Below are 16,965 nucleotides of genomic sequence, written 5' to 3'. Positions count from 1 at the left end.
TCGTCCTCCATGAGTTGGCCGCTTCAGGCGGCTTTTTTCTGATAGCGCTGGTCGCGATACGCTTCGATCCACGCGTAGTGGTGTGCGTCGTCGCCGCTTTCGCCGGGTGCGAGGCCCATGTACTGGAGCGCGCCCATGAGGTTAGGCGGCTGGATGTGGCCCGCGAGGAAGCGATCGACAAGCGTCAGGTGATCGCGATAGCGCAGCGGGTCTTGCTGGAACACCCAGCGGTCGATCTCCGAATTGAAGTGATAGGTGCGGCCGTTGTAGTCGAGCGGATAGTCCTTCACGTTCCAGCCCTTGCCGGGAATCGCGCAGATGGGTAGCTGGCTCATGTTGCAGACGATGGGCAGCGTCTCGGGAACCGTGAGTTCGGGTTTGCCGGCGAGCAGGTTGTCGATGATGACGTCCCATGCCTTGCCGAACGTATCGTTCCAGCCCGGATACTTTTCTTCGAGCCAGTCGCGGCAGTCGGGCGTCATGCCGGCCGCGGGGTTCCACCAGACCGTGGGCCGCCAGAACCAGATGCCCATCTGGTAGGCGTGATGCTGGTAATCGAACTCGTTGATCATCTGGTCCCAGTACCAGGGGAGGTCGAGACCCAGGTCGATCAGCGTGCGTTCGAACTGCCCGACAATCCACTCGCGCATGAATTCCTTGAACGACTGCTTGCGGTGTTCGAGCGGCGTCGCGTAGTCCATGGACGAGCCCGTGAGCAGACAGAAAAGACGCCATGCGCGCGCGATCGCGATGTCCACGAGCTTTTGCGCTTCTTCCTTGCGGCCGTTGGCGATGAGGATCTGCAGCGCGGGGCCGCCAATCTGCGCGTGGCGCGACTCGTCGGTCTGGATGCTCGAGATCAGGCTCGCGAACGTGAAGTCGCCGGCTTCCGCGGCGTCCGCGGCGAGTCCGAGGAACTGCATGTTCGTGAAACCCGTTTCGAACGCGAAGGTCAGCATGACCGCGATTTCGATGGCGCTGCGCGACATGAACAGGTCGTCGAACGTATTGCGCGCGGCAATGGCGCCCCATTCGTTCGTGTGATAAGCCTTGTGCGCCCAGTCGAACTGGCGGTCTTTCGGGCAGTAATCGTGGGGGAAAAACAGCTGCAACTGGCCGTGACGGTTTTCGTCGAGCATGCCGAACGTCGCCATGTTGCGCATGCCGGGGGCACGGCCGAAACGCGCCATGCGGGCCTCCGCGCTCATGGCCGCGTACTCGCCAAGGGCGATGGCGCCGTAGTGCGCCTTCAGAATGGACAGCCAGCCGGGATCGGCGTCTTCGAACATGCGGCTGCGTTCGAGGGCCGCTTTCACTGAATAGGCGCCGGCGTCTTTTTCGCGCTGCACGCGCACGTATTCGGGATACGAGGTCTTGTACGGCTCGTCGTACGTTTCCCAGTCGGCCATCGGAATGCCCTGGGCGCCGGACATGATCTCGGGGAAGAGCTCGGACTCCGCGACGTAGGTCGGAGTCCAGTTGGTGGCACGGGCAATGTCGTACCAGGCCGCGCGTTCCAGTAACGCCATGGTGATGTCTCCTTGTTGGGATGGATGCGTTGTCCCGGAGCGGCACGCAGAGCACCGGGCGCAGCATCTCAGAGCAAGGGCAATACCAGTGAGGGCGATTTAGCCGATCGAATGAGGGAAAATCCCGAGATTTTTCGGGTAAACGGGCGGCCGATAGCGCCTCTTTGCGACTATGAGACACCCCTTTCGGGATCGCTACAGACGGATTTGATGAGGTGGTGAAACGCTGCTGTACGGTAAAGCGGAAGATATTTGATGAAGGGATGAATCTCGATATTTCTGTTTTAGGCACTCAAGACAGAAAGCCTCAGGCGAACGCGCGTCAGCATCGGCAAGGCATCGCTTCACTCGCTCTGCGCGGGCCGGCATTCAGCCTGATACCACCGGTCCACCAGCCGCTGCGCCGCCTGGAGGTCGTCCGGATAGTACGGATCCCACGCCCATGCCGGCCGGTAACCCGCTTCCTCCAGCGCCGCGAGTTCGCTCGCGTTGCGCTCGCGCGTGAGCGGCGCGTGGTTCCTGAGCGCGGTCAGGTCGCGGCATTGCGCGTCGCTCAAATGCCGTTGCGGCCCTGCCTGCATGCCGCTCACGGCGCAGCCTGCGAGCGAGAGCACCAGCACCGCGCCTATCGGCCAGCGTTTCGTGGGGTATTTCATGTTGCGACTCCCTTCGGTGAGGCGATAGTGTCGCGCATTGCGTGTTCCCGCGGCGCCAGACGGGCATCTGCGCGGTTGCCGCGAAGGGGGCGCTCTTGCGTGGCCCGGCATCGGCCGCCGCCCGGATCGCCTTGAACGCGTCACGACGGCCAGCACGGGCGAACGCGGCGCGGCTGAATAGGGCCATATTCATCAGATGACCATGGCGGCGTCTGATGTTGTGCCTTCTGAACGTCGCCATCTGTCTGTGGCCGCCGCATACGAATTTCCCGCACAAATAGCGGCAAATCGCGGGGACGAAGCCAAAACAACGTAAGCGGCCGCCAAGCTGATTCCAGGGTTAACACGATAAAAAACATCAGATGTCTGATGTATAGTCGGTTCATCAAGATATTCGAGCAACCTCATGCGACTGAGCGTCGAGCACTCCATGCGCGACAAGATCCAGGAATCGTTGATGGCCATGATCCGGGAGCGTTCGCTCAAGCCCGGCGATCAGATTCCCACGGAGATGGAGCTGTGCGAACTGCTCGGTGTCGGCCGTTCGAGCCTGCGCGAAGCCGTGGCTCAAATGATTTCGCATGGGCTGCTGTCGCGCGTGCAGGGCAGGGGCACCTTCGTCAGGCAGATTTCGCTGAAGCTGCAGGGCGGGCTGGACGACCTCATGTCGGTGACGGACATGATCCGCAGCGTCGGCGCCGTGCCGGCCACGCGGCGGCTGCAGATCGATGACATCGAGGCGAACGAGAGCCTGGCGGCAAAGCTGCGCATCGAGATCGGCGCACCGTGCGTGCGTATCGAACGCGTGCGTTGCGCGGACGACGCGATCGCGGCCTACTGCATCGACACCGTGCCGAAGGCGATCTTCGATGCGGCGGGCGGGCGCATCGGCGAGTCGCTGTTCGCCATGTTCGGCCGGATCGGACGGCGGCTCTCGCATACGCACACGTCGATCCAGCCGACCATTCTGACGCCGCGCGATCTGCCGGAACTAGGCGACGGTTTCGGCCTGTTCCTGCTGCTGGACGAAGTGGATTTCGACGAAAGCGGCGAGCCGATCTGCTACAGCAACGACTACTACAACACGAGCATCTTCAAGTTCGATCTGGTTCGCAAGAAACGGTAAGGCCGGTTCGAATGCGGAGGAGACAGACATGGAATTTGAGGCACTCAGCTCTGCGGAGCTGTCGACGTACCTGCGTGGCGTTCCATCGTTGTATTCGCTCTTGAACGAGCCTGACGAACTCGACATCACCGAAGTCGGCGACGGCAATCTGAACTACGTCTACTTCGCGACCAACACGCGCGCGCCGGATCGCAGTGTGGTCGTCAAACAGGCGCCGCCGTTCCTGCGGCTCGTCGGCAAGACGTGGCCGCTGACACGCCACCGCATGGAGCGCGAAGTCGCCGCGCTGCGACGCTTCGGCGCGCTGTGCCCGGCGCACGTGCCGCGCGTCTATCACGCGGACAGCGAGCTGTTCCTCGTGGTGATGCAGCGACTGTCGTCGCACCGCATCCTGCGGCAGGGGCTGATGGACGGCGTCGTCTATCCGCGCCTCGCCGGCCATCTTTCGACGTATCTCGCGCATACGCTGTTCTACGGCTCCGACCTGTACCTCGCGTCCGACGTGAAAAAGCAGGCCGTGAGTGCTGCAGTCAACACGGAGCTGTGCCGCATTACCGAGGACCTCGTCTTCACCTGGCCGTTCGAGGACCATCCGTCGAACGTGTACAGCCCGGCGTTTGCACGCGCCGAGATCGAGCGGCTGTGGCAGTCGCCGGCGCTGCGCGTGGCGGTGGGCGAGATGAAATGGTCGTTCATGAACGACGCCGAGACGCTGCTGCACGGCGATCTGCACACCGGCTCGATCATGGTCAACGAAGACGAGACCTACGTGATCGATCCGGAATTCGCCTTCTATGGGCCGATGGGTTTTGATATCGGCGCTGTGCTCGCGAACCTGCTGCTCGCCTGGTTCTCGCGCGCATGGCACGACCGCCACGCTGAGCCGTCCCGCGACGCGCCGTCGTACGGCGACTGGCTGCTCGCGCAGGCCGCCGCCATCTGGAATGGTTTCGCAAGCGAGTTCGCCACGCTGTGGCGCGAACACGAGAGCCGCCGCGGCAGCCACTTCATCGGCGGCGATCGCGGCGGGGCCTGTGCCGAAGCGTTTCGCGCGCGCTTCATCGAGCGGCTCTTCGAGCAGTCGCTCGGCTTCGCGGGCTGCAAGATGATCCGGCGCATCGTGGGCATGGCGAAGGTTGCGGACATTACGAGCATCGCCGACAACGCGTTGCGCGCCACCGTCGAAGTGCGTGCGCTGCGCTGCGCCGAACAACTGCTGCTGCGGCGCCGTCAATTGCGCAGCATCGAAGACGTCGTCGCGCTCGCGCGCGACATCGCCTCAACCCGCCCGGCGCTCGCATGAACGCGGCGGCCCGGGCCTGCATTGACCTTTTTGTTCTGGAGTTTTCATGGTTTCGCCGTCGCCTCTCGTGAACCTGCCCGCTACCCTGACCTGGGCGGACGATCAGCTACGGATCCTGGATCAGACTCGCCTGCCGCAGGAAGCGGTGGTCGAGACGCTGACGAGCGCCCACGAAGTGTGGCGCGCGATTCACGAACTGCGCGTGCGCGGCGCACCGGCGATCGGCGTGGCCGCGGCATACGGGCTGTGCGTCGCCGTGCAGGCGTCGCGGCACTTGCCGCTCGACGCGTTCCGCGCGGCGCTCGCGGAACAGGCTGCCTATCTGGACAGCGCGCGGCCCACCGCCGTCAACCTGAGCTGGAGCCTCAAACGGATGCTGCGCGCGGCCGAGTGCGCAAACGCCACGGACACAGCCGGCCTCTATCGCGCGCTCGTCGACGAAGCGCAGGCGATCCATCGCGAAGACCAGCGGCTGTGCGCAGGCATCGGCCAGCACGGCGCGCCGCTCATCCGCGAGGGCAGCGGGGTGCTCACGCACTGCAACGCCGGCGCGCTGGCCACCACGGGCATCGGCACCGCGACCGCGCCGATCTACGAGGCGCAGCGCAACGGCGTCGCGTTTCGCGTGTATGCCGACGAGACGCGGCCGCTTCTGCAGGGCGCGCGCCTCACGGCTTACGAGCTGCAGCGCGCGGGCGTCGACGTGACGCTCGTCACCGACAGCATGGCGGCCTCGCTGATGGCGCGCGGCCAGATCGACGTCGTGATCGTGGGCACCGACCGCGTTGCCGCGAACGGCGACTTCGCGAACAAGATCGGCACGCTCAATCTCGCCATCGTGGCGCGCTACTTCGGCGTGGATTTCTACGTGGCGTGCCCGTCGTCCACGCTCGATCTGGATACGCCGGACGGCCGCGGCATCGTGATCGAAGAGCGCGGCGCGAGCGAGGTCACGCACCTCGGCGGCCGCATGATCGCGCCCGAAGGCATCAAGGTTTTCAATCCCGCGTTCGATGTGACGCCGCACGATCTCGTGACCGGCTACATCACCGAGGCAGGCATCATCGGCTCGCCGTACGAGGCGAATCTTGCGGCGCGGTTCGGGCGGGCAGCATGACGGGCGCATCCCCCCTCCGTCCCGACGAGGCCGCGCTGCGCGAGGCCATCGTGCACACCGCGCGCGAAATGGAGCGGCTCGGCATCAACCAGGGCACCTCGGGCAACGTCAGCGCACGCTGCGCGGACGGCCTGCTGATTACGCCGAGCGGCGTACCGGCCACGGCGCTTCATGAGGACGCCATCGTCTGGCTGCCGCTCGACGTCGCCGCCGATGCGCCGGTACTGAACGAACGCAAGCCGTCGAGCGAGTGGCGCATGCATCGCGACATCCTGCGTGCGCGGCCCGAACTGAACGCGGTCGTGCACACCCATTCGGTGGCCGCGACCGCGATGGCGATCCACCGTCGCGACATCCCCGCGCATCACTACATGGTGGCGGTAGCCGGCGGCAATTCGATCCGCTGCGCGCCGTACGCAACGTTCGGCTCGCAGGCGCTCTCGGACTATGCGGTGGCCGCGTTGCAAGACCGCTATGCCTGCCTGCTCGCGCATCACGGCGTGATCGCGGCGAGCGCGACGCTCTCGCGCGCGCTGTGGATCGCCAACGAAGTGGAAGTGCTGGCGAAGCAGTATCTGCTCGCGAGCCAGCTGGGTACGCCGCCGCTCCTGAGCGACGACGAGATGGCAGAAGTGGTGGAGAAGTTCAGGAACTACGGCATGCGCGGCACGTCCGGCAACGGCGCGCACTGAGTCCGGCAGGCCGTGGCACGGCGTTGGCAAGACACGCGTGGCCGGATCACCGGCCACGCGAATACAACTTCAACGATGGAGACACACATGGCCTGGAACGCAGGAAGATTCGACCGTTGGTCCCTGTTCGGCACGTCGGCAGGCGCCGCGTTGCTGTGCGCGGCAGCCGCGCTGGCGGGCTGCTCGAAGAGCGAATCGCCGTCCGCCGCGGGCACGGCGAGCGATGCGGGCGCGAGCGCACCGGCCGTCGCGGCGGCGTCCGGTGCGGGCGGTGGCGGCAAGACCAAGATCGGCTTCTCGGTCTCGACGCTGAACAACGCGTTCTTCGTCGGCCTGAAGCTGGGTGTCGAGAAGGGCGCGCAGCAGCAGGGCTTCGACCTCGTTCAGACCAACGCCAATGGCGACGCCCAGCAGCAGGTGAACGACGCCATCAACCTGCTGAGCCAGGGCGTGAGCGCACTCGTGCTCAACCCGATCGACTCGAAGGCGATCATTCCGGCCGTGCAGAAAGCCAACCAGATGGGCGTGCCGGTGTTCACGCTCGACCGCGGCTCGGACGGCGGCAAGGTCACCTCATTCGTCGCGTCGGACAACGTCGCGCTCGGCCGCACCGGGGCGAAGTGGATCGCCGACCAGTTGAAGGCGCGCTACGGCTCGCCGAAGGGCAACGTGGTGGACCTGATCGGCCTCGTAGGTACGACGGCGGCCACCGACCGCGAAAAGGGCTTTAGCGACGAGATCGCGAAGTATCCGGACATCAAGGTCGTGGCCCGCCAGGAAGGCGCGTTCGATCAGGAGAAGTCGCTGAACGCGATGACCGACATCCTGCAGAAATTCCCGCAGATCGACGCCGTGTTCGGCGCCAACGACGACAACACCGTCGGCGCCGAAAAAGCCATCGACAACGCTGGCCGCTACAAGCCGCTCGGCGACCGCCAGCACATCCTCGTGATCGGCGCGGACGGCACGGCGCAGGCGCTGTCGGCCATTCGCGCGGGCAAGCAGGATGCGACCATTTCGCAGAACCCGATCCAGATGGCGGCGAAGTCGCTCAGCTTCATTGCCGACTACATCGCGAAGAAGCCGGTGCCGGCAACTTACGCGTGGCCCACGCTCCTCATCGACAAGTCGAACATCGACTCCGACGCGGTGAAGAACTACGGGTTGTGGTCCGAGCAGGTCAGCCAGTAGCCGCACGCCGGCGCAGGTCGCCGCAACAGGTGCGCCGCGCGGGCGGCGGCGCACCGCTCACTGCAGGACGCAAGCATCCATGCACGACGCAACGAGTTCGCAGCACCAGCATGCCGCCTTCGCGCCGCCGCGGGGCGAAAGCGGTGTGCCGCTGCTGCACATGGAAGGCATCGTCAAGAGCTTTCCGGGTGTGAAGGCGCTGCGCGGCGTGAGCCTCACGCTGCACGCAGGCGAGGTGATGGCGATCGTCGGCGAGAACGGCGCCGGCAAGTCGTCGCTGATCAAGACGCTTTCAGGTGCCTACGAGCCCGACGAGGGCACCATCGAGATCAACGGCGCGCCGCTCGCGCGCGGCACCCACGCGGCCATCGACGCGGGCGTCGCGGTGATCTACCAGGAGCTTTCGCTGATCAACGACATGACGGTCGCGGAGAACCTGTTCCTCGGCCGCATGCCGGCGCGCCGCGGCTTCGTGCTGCGCCGCGAGGCCGACGACCTCGCGCGGCGGGCGCTCGCACAGGTGGGGCTCGGCGGCGTGTCGCCTTCCATGCGCCTTGGCGACCTGCCGCTCAACAAGCGGCAACTCGTGGAGGTGGCGAAGGCGCTCGCGCGCAACGCACGCATTCTCGTCATGGACGAGCCCACGGCGGCGCTCCAGCACGACGACATCGCGAACCTCTACGGCGTGGTGCGACGGCTGCGCGGGGAGGGCATGGGCATCATCTTCATCTCGCACCACCTCGAGGAAGTGTTCGAACTGGCGGATTCGGCGGTGGTGATGCGTGACGGCAAGACGGTGGACTGGCGACCCATGCCCCAGTGGACCGAGCAGGACCTCGTGCAGGCGATGGTGGCCCGCACGCTCGATTCGTTCTACCCGTGGGAGCCGCGCGAATATGGGCCCATCGCGCTCGAGGTGCGCAACCTCGCGAGTCCGCCCGTGGTGCGCGAGGCGAGCTTCAGCGTGCGCGCGGGCGAGATCGTCGGCATTGCGGGCATTGCGGGCGCGGGACGCACCGAACTGCTGAAGGCGATCTTCGGCGCGCAGAAGGTGACGCGCGGCGAGATTGTGGTTCGCGGCGACAGAGTATCCCTGCGTTCGCCCACCGACGGCGTTGCCGCCGGGCTCGTCTACACGGCGGAAGACCGCAAGCTCGAAGGTCTCGTACTCGACGCGAGCATCGAGGAAAACGTGGCGCTCTCCAGCCTCAAGTCGCTCGCGACAAGCGGCTTCGTGCGCAGCGCGCGCAAGCGCCGGCTCGCGCAGGAGGCGAGTGCGCGCTTCGCGGTGCGCGCGCCTTCGGTGACGGCGATCACGGGCAACCTCTCGGGCGGCAACCAGCAGAAAGTGATTCTCGGCCGCGCGAGCGCGACGCAGCCCGCCGTCATCATGCTGGACGAGCCGACGCGCGGCATCGATATCGGCGCGAAGACCGAGATCTACACGCACATGGTGGCAATGGCGCGCGCGGGCGCGGCCGTGCTGATGGTGAGTTCGGAACTGCCCGAACTGCTCGGCATGTCGGACCGCGTGCTGGTGATGTACCGCGGCAGGATCGTGACCGAACTGGCGCGCGATGAGGCCGATTCGGAGAAGGTCATCCAATGGGCGACGACAGGAGTAGGCGCATGAATTCCACGGCAGCCAGCGAGACCGACGAACACCGTCTGTCGAGCCGCTTGATGAGGAAGCTTCGGCAGCAACTTCGCAGCGGCCTCGGCCCGCTGTGTGCCGCGCTCGCGATCATCTGCATCGCGCTCTCGTTCGCTTCGCCCGAGTTTCTCACCACGAGCACGCTCACCAACATCATGGTGCAGGTGTCGGTGGTGGGCATCGCGGCAGTAGGGGGCACGTTCGTGATCATCACGTCGGGCATCGATTTATCGGTCGGCTCGCTCGTCGCGCTGTCGGGCATGGTGGCGGCCACCCTGATGGCGGGCGCGGTGCCCGGCAACCTCGGGCTCGGCGTCGCGGGCCTCGCGGTGGCCATTGCGGTGGGCGCAGGCGTCGGCATGATCAACGGCTTCGCCGTGGCGTGGCTGCGGCTCGTGCCGTTCATCGTCACGCTCGCGATGATGGCCATGGCGCGCGGCCTCACGCTGGCCATCTCCGACGGGCGCACCAAGTTCGACTTCCCGAACGCGTTCACGGTGTTCGGCGCGAAGTCGATCGCGGGGCTGCCCATGCCGATGATCGTCATGCTGATCGTGTTTCTCGTCGGTCACGTGCTGTTGCGCAAGACCACGTTCGGGCATCAGGTGTTCGCGGTGGGCGGCAATCGCGAGGCCGCGCGGCTTGCCGGCATCCCGGTGCAACGCGTGATGTTCCTGACCTACGTGCTGGCGGGCGTGACCGCCGCGATCGCGGGCATCGTGCTGGCCGGGCGCCTGAATTCCGCGTTGCCGTCGGCGGCCAACGGTCTCGAGCTGCAGGTGATTGCCGGCGTGGTGATCGGCGGCACGTCGCTCGCGGGCGGGCGCGGCTCGATTGTCGGCACCTTTATTGGCGTCGTGCTGATCGGCGTGATCAACGTGGGGTTGTCGCTGCTCGGCGTCAATCCCTTCTGGACGCAGTTCATTCAGGGCGGCGTGATTTTCGCCGCCGTCATGCTCGACGTGGTCGGCCAGCGACGCAAGCACTAGGCGCCGGCGCTCATCGATCGTGCAGGTATCGCTCTCAAGGAGATACGCGTGAAGAAGATCATCAACCAGCCGGACCAGTTCGTCGACGAAGTGATCGACTCGTTGCTCATGGCCCATCCGGGCTGGATCAAGGCCGCCACGGCCGACCGCCGCGCGCTCGTGCGCGCCGACGCGCCGAAGCGGGGGCGGGTAGGGATCGTGACGGGCGGCGGGTCGGGCCACATGCCGGGCTTTCTCGGCTATGTCGGCGAGGGGCTGTGCAGCGGCGTGGCGGTGGGCAACGTGTTTTCGTCGCCCTCGGCCGAGCAGATCTTCGAAGCGACGAAAGCCGTCGACGGCGGCGCCGGCGTGCTGTACGTGTACGGCAACTACGGCGGCGACGTGTTCAACTTCGACCTTGCGGCCGATCTCGCCGAGCCCGAGGGCATCGAGATCAAAACCGTGCTGCTGACCGACGATGTGGCTTCCGCGCCGGCCGGGCGCAGCAGCGAGCGCCGCGGCGTGGCCGGCATGGTGTTCGCGTTCAAGTGCGCAGGCGCGGCCGCGGAGCGCGGCGATTCGCTGGAAGAGGTCGCGCGCATTACCGCGAAGGCGAACAACCACTGCCGCACGATGGGCGTGGGCCTGTCGCCCACGATCCTGCCCGCGGCGGGCAAGCCGACCTTCACGCTGCCCGAAGGCGAGATGGAGATCGGCATCGGCATCCACGGTGAGCCCGGCACGCATCGCGGCGCGCTGGAGAGCGCGGACGCGATCGCCGACCGCCTGATGGGCGAGATCCTCGCCGACCTGAAGGCGCCGCAGGGCGCCCGCATCGCCGTGCTCGTCAACGGGCTGGGCGCCACGCCGCTCGAAGAACTGTACGTGCTGTACCGGCGCGTTGCGAAACTCACGACGGACGCGGGGCTTGGGATCGCGCGCGCGTATGTCGGCGAGTACGTGACGAGCCTCGAGATGGCAGGCGCGTCGATCACGGTCATGCTGCTCGACGACGAACTCGAGGCGCTGCTGGCGGCGCCAGCACGCTCGCCGTTGTTCCACGCGTGGGACAGCGTGGCAACGGGCCCGGTAAGGAGAACGGCATGAGCGTTTCCGCCAATCAGGTGCGCGACGTGGTGAGCCGCGCGCTGACCACGTTGCAGGCACACGCCGACGAGCTGCGCAGCCTCGACGCTGCGCTTGGCGACGGCGATCTGGGCATCACGGTCCAGTCGGGATCGAAGGCGGTGATCGCCGCCTGGGCCGCGCTGCCCGCAGAAGCGGCGGTGAGCGACCTGCTGCTGGCCGCGGGCAAGGCGTTTTCCACCGCCAATCCGTCCACCTTTGCCGCGCTGGTGGGCGGCGGGCTGCTCGCGGCGGCGAAAACCGTGACCGGCAAAACGGAGGCCGGCAAGGTCGATAAGGTCGATAAGGCCGACGTGCTGGCTATCGGCCGCGCGGTAGCAGGACGGATTGCCGAACGCGGCAAGAGCCAGCTGGGCGACAAGACCGTACTGGACGCGCTCGTGCCGAGTCTCGACGTGCTTGACGCTGGCGAAGGCGAAGCGCCGCAATTGCTCGCCGCGATGATCGCGACGGCGCACGAGCGAATCGACGCAACGGCCGGACAGCAATCGCGCAAAGGCCGGGCTGCCTGGGTTCAGGAGCGCAGCGTCGGGCATCCTGATCCGGGGGCGACTGCGTATCTGCGGTTTCTGGAGTGTCTTCGGGATGCGTGGTGAGAAAGATGGTGCGGCCCGGCGGTTGTGGCCGGGCCGCGTATGTTTAACCGCCTTAAAAATGTCGATAATTTATCTTATGTAAATTCAATGACCGGGAACGAGAAACCCTCACCTCCGGTCCATCCGACGTCCTGCATATCCCACGTCCTGCGTTCCCTGCACCTAACCCCAGCCTGCCTCATCCATACCGCCGCAGCTTCAAAAACGCCTCCGCCGCCATTACGGCATCGTTGAGCGCATCGTGCGCGTTGCGCATGGGAAGCCCTAGCGCATCCATCATGGTCGCAAGGCGCAGGTCGATGTCCGGCGCGCCTTGCTGGCGCCATGGCGGCAGTCGGCGAAACATGTAGTCGTAGAACATGGCCGACACCTCGATCCTGCGCTGCGGCAGACCAATGCCCAGCATGGGCACCGCCACCCGGTCGAGCATCGCCAGATCGAATTCGAGGTAATAACCCACGAGAGGCCGGCTGCCGATGAAACGCAGCAGCGCTGCCAGCGCCTGCGCAACCGGCACGCCATCGGCCAGGTCTCTGGAACGCAAGCGGTGCACGCATACGCTGTCACGCGAAACGTCCCGTGTGGGGCGGATCAGCATCTCGAATCGCTGGCTGGTCAGGATCACGTCGCCGACAATGCGGACCGCCGCGATCGAAATGATTTCGTCCGCGCGCCTGTCCAGCCCGGTTGTTTCGCAGTCCAGCGCAACATATTCGTCAGGTGGCGGCGGTTCGAACATGAAGCGGTAGGCCGGATCCCTCAGCCGACGCGCAAGCCATTGCCGGCGCAGCGGCTGCAGCCAGGCACTGGATGCGAGCGTCACGCCCCTGCTCCGCTCACAGGAACTCGGTCCGGAAGCGCTGCCGCAGCAGCGTCCTGAACCGCTTCACCACGCCGAGCGCGTCCTTGAGCAGGTCGCGCTCCAGCGACGACAGATGCCCAACCTGCACTTCGCCCGACACGGGCCTGTGCGCGTCGATTTCCGCGAGACCGGCCTTCAGGCGCAGCCCCATCAGAAAATGCAGGCTTTCCGTCAGTTCCGAAGCCATATCCGCGCTCACGGCGTCATGAGCGATCAAGGCGTCGAGCCGTTGCACCGTACCGGTCTCGCGCGTGACCCGGTACGCGAGCGCGAGGCTGCGCACGCCGTGCACGATCGGGAAGATGCCTTCCTTCTTGATGTCCAGCCCGCGGTCGGCATCGGCGAGGGTGAGCAGCCGGTTCCACCATCCCTGCGTGTTGCCGAACGCTTCGGTTGCCGACGCAAACCGCGCGAGCATGACTTCGCTGTCCAGTGCGAACTCGATCAGCGACGCCCGCAACTGGTCCAGCAGCGCGGCGTCTCCGCACACGGCACGCGCGTCGAAAAAAATGGCGAGGTTCATCAATCCTTCGGCATCCGGAGCGATGAGCCACTCGCGGATGCGCCGGCCGAACGCACTCACCGGCATGCACCAGTCGGGCCGGCTCAACATGATGCCGCCCGGGCACGGCGGATAACCGAACGCGGCGAGCGCATCGGAAAACCGCGCGACGATCGCGTTCAGGTCCGCGGGCGGGCTGTATCCATCGCGCAGCACCAGAGCGTTGTCCTGATCGGTCTTGAGCAACTGCTCGCCGCGCCCTTCGCTGCCCATGACGAACAGGCAACTGTTCGCGACGAGGTCCGGCGGCGCAATCATCTTCCACGCGCGTTCGAACAGGCGCCCGTTCACCTCCTGCACCTGGCGCGCAATCAATTCCACGCGCGAGCCGCCCCGAAACAGCAGCGACACCATGCGCGTGACGCTCGACGCCGCCTGGGCAAGCGCGTCCAGATCGCGCGCTATGTCGATCTGCTCGGCCAGCAGGAACGAATGGTTGGCGAGAAAGCTGAAGACGTCGAGCGATTCGAGCAGACCCACCACGTCGTTGTCTCGCATGACGACGAGACGATGAACGCGGTGGCGCAGCATGGTGGTGAGCGCGTCGCCGATCTGCGAGGAAACCGGCACGGCGACGAGCGTGAATTCGCTCATCCTGCCCACAGGCAAGCGGTCCAGCGGCGTGCCGTCGAGAATCGCCCGTTGCAGCGACGTGCGCGTGAAGATGCCGAGCCGCGGCGGCGCGGTGGTGTCGTCGCGCACCAGCACGCTCGACACGTTGTGCTCCTGAAAAAGCCGGACGACGGAGACCACGTCCGCACCCGCGTCGACAAAATGCGCCGGCCGGATGAACGCGGCGTCGACGCGAGCCAGCAGCAGCGACTGCATCTCCTCCTGGCTGCGCCGCTGCGCGATGACACCGAGCTTCCTGCCGATATCCGAGAAAAGCAGCGCGCCAAAACCGGTGTTGGACGCAATCAGGTCCTTTACCGTCTGGCGTGCGAGGCGGTACGCGAGCACCTCTTCGGTCGCGACGAAGCGGCTGCCCGACTTGCCGGCCACGAGGGCGCGTCCGTCGAAGCAGTCGTCCGGCCCGTAGGTCGCCACGACCTCCTCGCCTTCGTACTGCGTGACGCACCCTTTGGTTACGACGAAGAGATACGCGGGCGTGGCGCCCGCTTCGAGAATGGCTTCGTTTTCCGCGTAATACGCGATATCGACGTTATCGCGCACGAGGCGCCGTTCGCCCTCGTTCAGGCAATCGAACGGCGAAGCGGCGAAATTGAAGGCGTTCGGCATGGATGCCTGTCCAGACGAAAAGCGTGCGGACCGCCTTCAAACAACTCATGCGGTCCGCACGCCTCTACCGTTGCAGCAATGCTCTGCGGCAATACGCTTAGTGGCCGGAGGCGCGCGCGGCACCCAGCCCGGTTTCCGAGCGTACCTGCTGAATGGCGAACGACTCGCGCTCGCGCTTTGCCCGCTCGCTGCGGTCGAGCACGGAGAAGAGCCACACGCCCACGAAGCCGATGGTCATCGAGAAGAGTGCCGGCGACGTGTACGGGAACCACGCCGAACCCTTCGGATAACCCAGCGTGGCTTCCCACACCGAAGGCGACACGATGGTCAGACCCACCGACGAAATCAGCCCGAGGAACCCGCCGATCACCGCGCCGCGCGTGGTGCAGCCCTTCCAGAGCATGGAGAGGAACAGCACGGGGAAATTGGCCGAGGCCGCGACAGCGAACGCGAGCGACACCATGAACGCGATGTTCTGCTTCTCGAACGCGATGCCGAGCACGACGGCCACGATGCCGAGCACTACGGTCGTTACGCGCGACACGCGCAGTTCGTCGGCGCTGTCCGCCTTGCCGCCGCGGAAGACGGTGGCGTACAGGTCATGCGAGACCGCAGACGCACCCGAAAGCGTGAGACCCGCGACGACCGCAAGAATGGTCGCGAACGCCACAGCGGAGATGAACCCGTAGAAGACGTTGCCGCCCACGGACTTCGCCACGAGCACGGCCGCCATGTTGGCCGTACCGGCCCCGCCCTTGATCACGCCCTTCGCGACGTCGGCCAGTTCCGGATTGGTGAGCACCAGCGTGATCGCACCGAAGCCGATGATGAAGATGAGGATGTAGAAGTAGCCGATCCACGTCGTGGCCCACAGCACCGACTTGCGTGCCTCCTTCGCGTCCGGCACGGTGAAGAAGCGCATCAGGATGTGCGGCAGACCTGCCGTGCCGAACATCAGCGCCATGCCGAACGAGATGGCCGAGATGGGGTCTTTGATGAAGCCGCCGGGGCCCATCACGGAGCGTCCGATCTTCGCCGCTTCTTCAGGCGACTTGCCCGCCGCCGAGGCGATAGCCGTCTTCACCTCGACGCCCTTTGCGAACAGCGCTTCGGGGCTGAAGCCGTACTGCGACATGACCATGATGGCCATGAACGTGACGCCGGCCAGCAGCAGACAGGCCTTGATGATCTGCACCCACGTGGTCGCCGTCATGCCGCCGAACAGCACATAGACCATCATGAGACCGCCGACGATCACGACCGCCACCCAGTAGTCGAGCCCGAACAGCAGCTTGATGAGCTGCCCCGCGCCAACCATCTGCGCGATCAGGTAGAACGCGACCACCACGAGCGTGCCGATAGCGGCGAACGTGCGGATGGGGCCCTGCGCGAAGCGGTAGCCGGCCACGTCGGCGAAGGTGAATCGCCCCAGGTTGCGCAGGCGTTCGGCCATCAGAAACGTGATGACGGGCCAGCCCACCAGGAACCCGATCGAGTAGATGAGCCCGTCGTAGCCACTCGTCATCACCGCGGCGGAAATGCCCAGAAAGGAGGCCGCGGACATGTAGTCGCCCGCAATGGCAAGACCGTTCTGGAAGCCGGTGATGCCGCCGCCCGCCGTATAGAAGTCGGCGGCCGAGCGCGTGCGTGAAGCGGCCCACTTCGTGATCCAGAGCGTGCCGGATACGAAGAGCGCAAAGAGAACGATGGCCGTCGTGTTGGTGGCCTGCCTCGTGGTTTGTCCGACGTCGCCGCCTGCAGCCAGCGCCACGCCCGTCCACGAAAGGGCCGCGAACGCGGCAAGGCTGATGAGATGTTTCCTGTTCATTTCGCAACGTCCCTGAGAATGTCCTGCGTCATGCGGTCGTATTCGCTGTTGGCCCGGCGCACGTAGATGCCGGTGATGACGACCGTAAAGACGATCAGTGCCACGCCGACGGGGATGCCAACCGTCGTGACGCCGGTGCCGATGGGGCGTGCGAGGAACGACTTGTCGAACGCGATAAGGGCGATGTAGCCGTAGTAGACGAGCAGCATCAGGGTGATCAGCAGCAGCCCGAGGCCGTTACGCCTTCGTTTCAGTTCGGCGTACCCGGGGTGCGCCTGGATCTTTGCGATCAGGGGATCGTCCATTTGAGGTCTCCTCGATTGTTCTGCATGGGACGCCTCATTCTCGCCACGGATGCTGACTGACTTCTTACGCGGCAGGCGGAAATCCTTGCTTCGCGCGCCGTGGTTTTCCCTGGGCTGAGGCTATTTTCGGCATGCGCGCGCAATAGGAAATGCATGCCGGAATCACGCCGGCATGCCGCGGTGGTTCGTCA

General features: G+C 65.7%; 15 protein-coding genes. 9 read left to right on the top strand and 6 right to left on the bottom strand.

Annotated elements, in window-relative coordinates:
- Window positions 1-23: 23 nt before the first annotated feature.
- Together P2869_RS23955 and P2869_RS23950 are read right to left on the bottom strand one after the other, a co-directional pair.
- The gene (locus P2869_RS23955; protein ID WP_042301718.1) at window positions 24-1,529 is read right to left on the bottom strand and encodes a toluene monooxygenase; all 1,506 of its coding nucleotides are present in this window, start codon (window positions 1,527-1,529) and stop codon (window positions 24-26) included.
- 344 nt (window positions 1,530-1,873) lie between these two features.
- On the bottom strand, window positions 1,874-2,185 hold the full coding sequence (locus tag P2869_RS23950; protein WP_199541924.1) for a DUF4148 domain-containing protein: 312 nt from the start codon (window positions 2,183-2,185) through the stop codon (window positions 1,874-1,876).
- 406 nt (window positions 2,186-2,591) lie between these two features.
- On the opposite strand from P2869_RS23950, the gene P2869_RS23945 reads away from it, so the two are divergent.
- From P2869_RS23945 to P2869_RS23905, 9 genes are all read left to right on the top strand, one after another.
- Complete coding sequence (locus P2869_RS23945) at window positions 2,592-3,311, top strand: GntR family transcriptional regulator (protein WP_277599774.1); 720 nt, start codon at window positions 2,592-2,594, stop codon at window positions 3,309-3,311.
- A 28-nt stretch (window positions 3,312-3,339) separates the two neighbouring features.
- Window positions 3,340-4,614 (top strand): S-methyl-5-thioribose kinase, encoded by a 1,275-nt coding sequence (mtnK, locus tag P2869_RS23940; RefSeq protein ID WP_277599773.1) that lies wholly within the window; start codon window positions 3,340-3,342, stop codon window positions 4,612-4,614.
- 46 nt (window positions 4,615-4,660) lie between these two features.
- Window positions 4,661-5,731 (top strand): S-methyl-5-thioribose-1-phosphate isomerase, encoded by a 1,071-nt coding sequence (mtnA, locus tag P2869_RS23935; protein WP_277599772.1) that lies wholly within the window; start codon window positions 4,661-4,663, stop codon window positions 5,729-5,731.
- On the top strand, window positions 5,728-6,423 hold the full coding sequence (locus P2869_RS23930) for a class II aldolase/adducin family protein (RefSeq protein WP_126878214.1): 696 nt from the start codon (window positions 5,728-5,730) through the stop codon (window positions 6,421-6,423). The genes mtnA and P2869_RS23930 overlap by 4 nt, the downstream gene beginning before the upstream one ends.
- Window positions 6,424-6,510: 87 nt before the next feature.
- Window positions 6,511-7,614, top strand: coding sequence for a sugar ABC transporter substrate-binding protein (locus P2869_RS23925; protein ID WP_017775881.1), 1,104 nt, complete (start codon window positions 6,511-6,513; stop codon window positions 7,612-7,614).
- A gap of 79 nt (window positions 7,615-7,693) precedes the next feature.
- Window positions 7,694-9,247, top strand: coding sequence for a sugar ABC transporter ATP-binding protein (locus P2869_RS23920; protein ID WP_277599771.1), 1,554 nt, complete (start codon window positions 7,694-7,696; stop codon window positions 9,245-9,247).
- Window positions 9,244-10,257, top strand: coding sequence for an ABC transporter permease (locus P2869_RS23915; RefSeq protein ID WP_126878211.1), 1,014 nt, complete (start codon window positions 9,244-9,246; stop codon window positions 10,255-10,257). The genes P2869_RS23920 and P2869_RS23915 overlap by 4 nt, the downstream gene beginning before the upstream one ends.
- A 48-nt stretch (window positions 10,258-10,305) precedes the next feature.
- Entirely contained in the window at window positions 10,306-11,343 is a 1,038-nt protein-coding gene (locus P2869_RS23910) for a dihydroxyacetone kinase subunit DhaK (protein ID WP_199541929.1), read from the top strand.
- Window positions 11,340-11,978 carry a DAK2 domain-containing protein gene (locus P2869_RS23905; protein WP_277599770.1) on the top strand — a complete coding sequence of 213 codons (639 nt, stop codon included), beginning with the start codon at window positions 11,340-11,342 and terminating at the stop codon, window positions 11,976-11,978. Before P2869_RS23910 ends, P2869_RS23905 begins: the two co-directional genes overlap by 4 nt.
- Window positions 11,979-12,156: 178 nt before the next feature.
- On the opposite strand, the gene P2869_RS23900 is transcribed toward P2869_RS23905, so the two are convergent.
- From P2869_RS23900 to P2869_RS23885, 4 genes are all read right to left on the bottom strand, one after another.
- Window positions 12,157-12,801 (bottom strand): 3'-5' exonuclease, encoded by a 645-nt coding sequence (locus P2869_RS23900; protein WP_277599769.1) that lies wholly within the window; start codon window positions 12,799-12,801, stop codon window positions 12,157-12,159.
- Window positions 12,802-12,814: 13 nt separating this feature from the next.
- Window positions 12,815-14,641, bottom strand: coding sequence for a DUF294 nucleotidyltransferase-like domain-containing protein (locus P2869_RS23895; protein WP_277599768.1), 1,827 nt, complete (start codon window positions 14,639-14,641; stop codon window positions 12,815-12,817).
- Window positions 14,642-14,738: 97 nt separating this feature from the next.
- Window positions 14,739-16,469 carry a cation acetate symporter gene (locus P2869_RS23890; protein ID WP_277599767.1) on the bottom strand — a complete coding sequence of 577 codons (1,731 nt, stop codon included), beginning with the start codon at window positions 16,467-16,469 and terminating at the stop codon, window positions 14,739-14,741.
- The gene (locus P2869_RS23885; RefSeq protein ID WP_017776099.1) at window positions 16,466-16,774 is read right to left on the bottom strand and encodes a DUF485 domain-containing protein; all 309 of its coding nucleotides are present in this window, start codon (window positions 16,772-16,774) and stop codon (window positions 16,466-16,468) included. The genes P2869_RS23890 and P2869_RS23885 overlap by 4 nt, the downstream gene beginning before the upstream one ends.
- Between the last annotated feature and the right edge of the window lie 191 nt (window positions 16,775-16,965).

The organism is Paraburkholderia sp. SUR17 (assembly GCF_029536165.1).
GTDB lineage: Bacteria > Pseudomonadota > Gammaproteobacteria > Burkholderiales > Burkholderiaceae > Paraburkholderia > Paraburkholderia kururiensis.
Note: the sequence above shows the minus strand (reverse complement) of the source record. Positions and strands in the feature narration are given on the sequence as shown.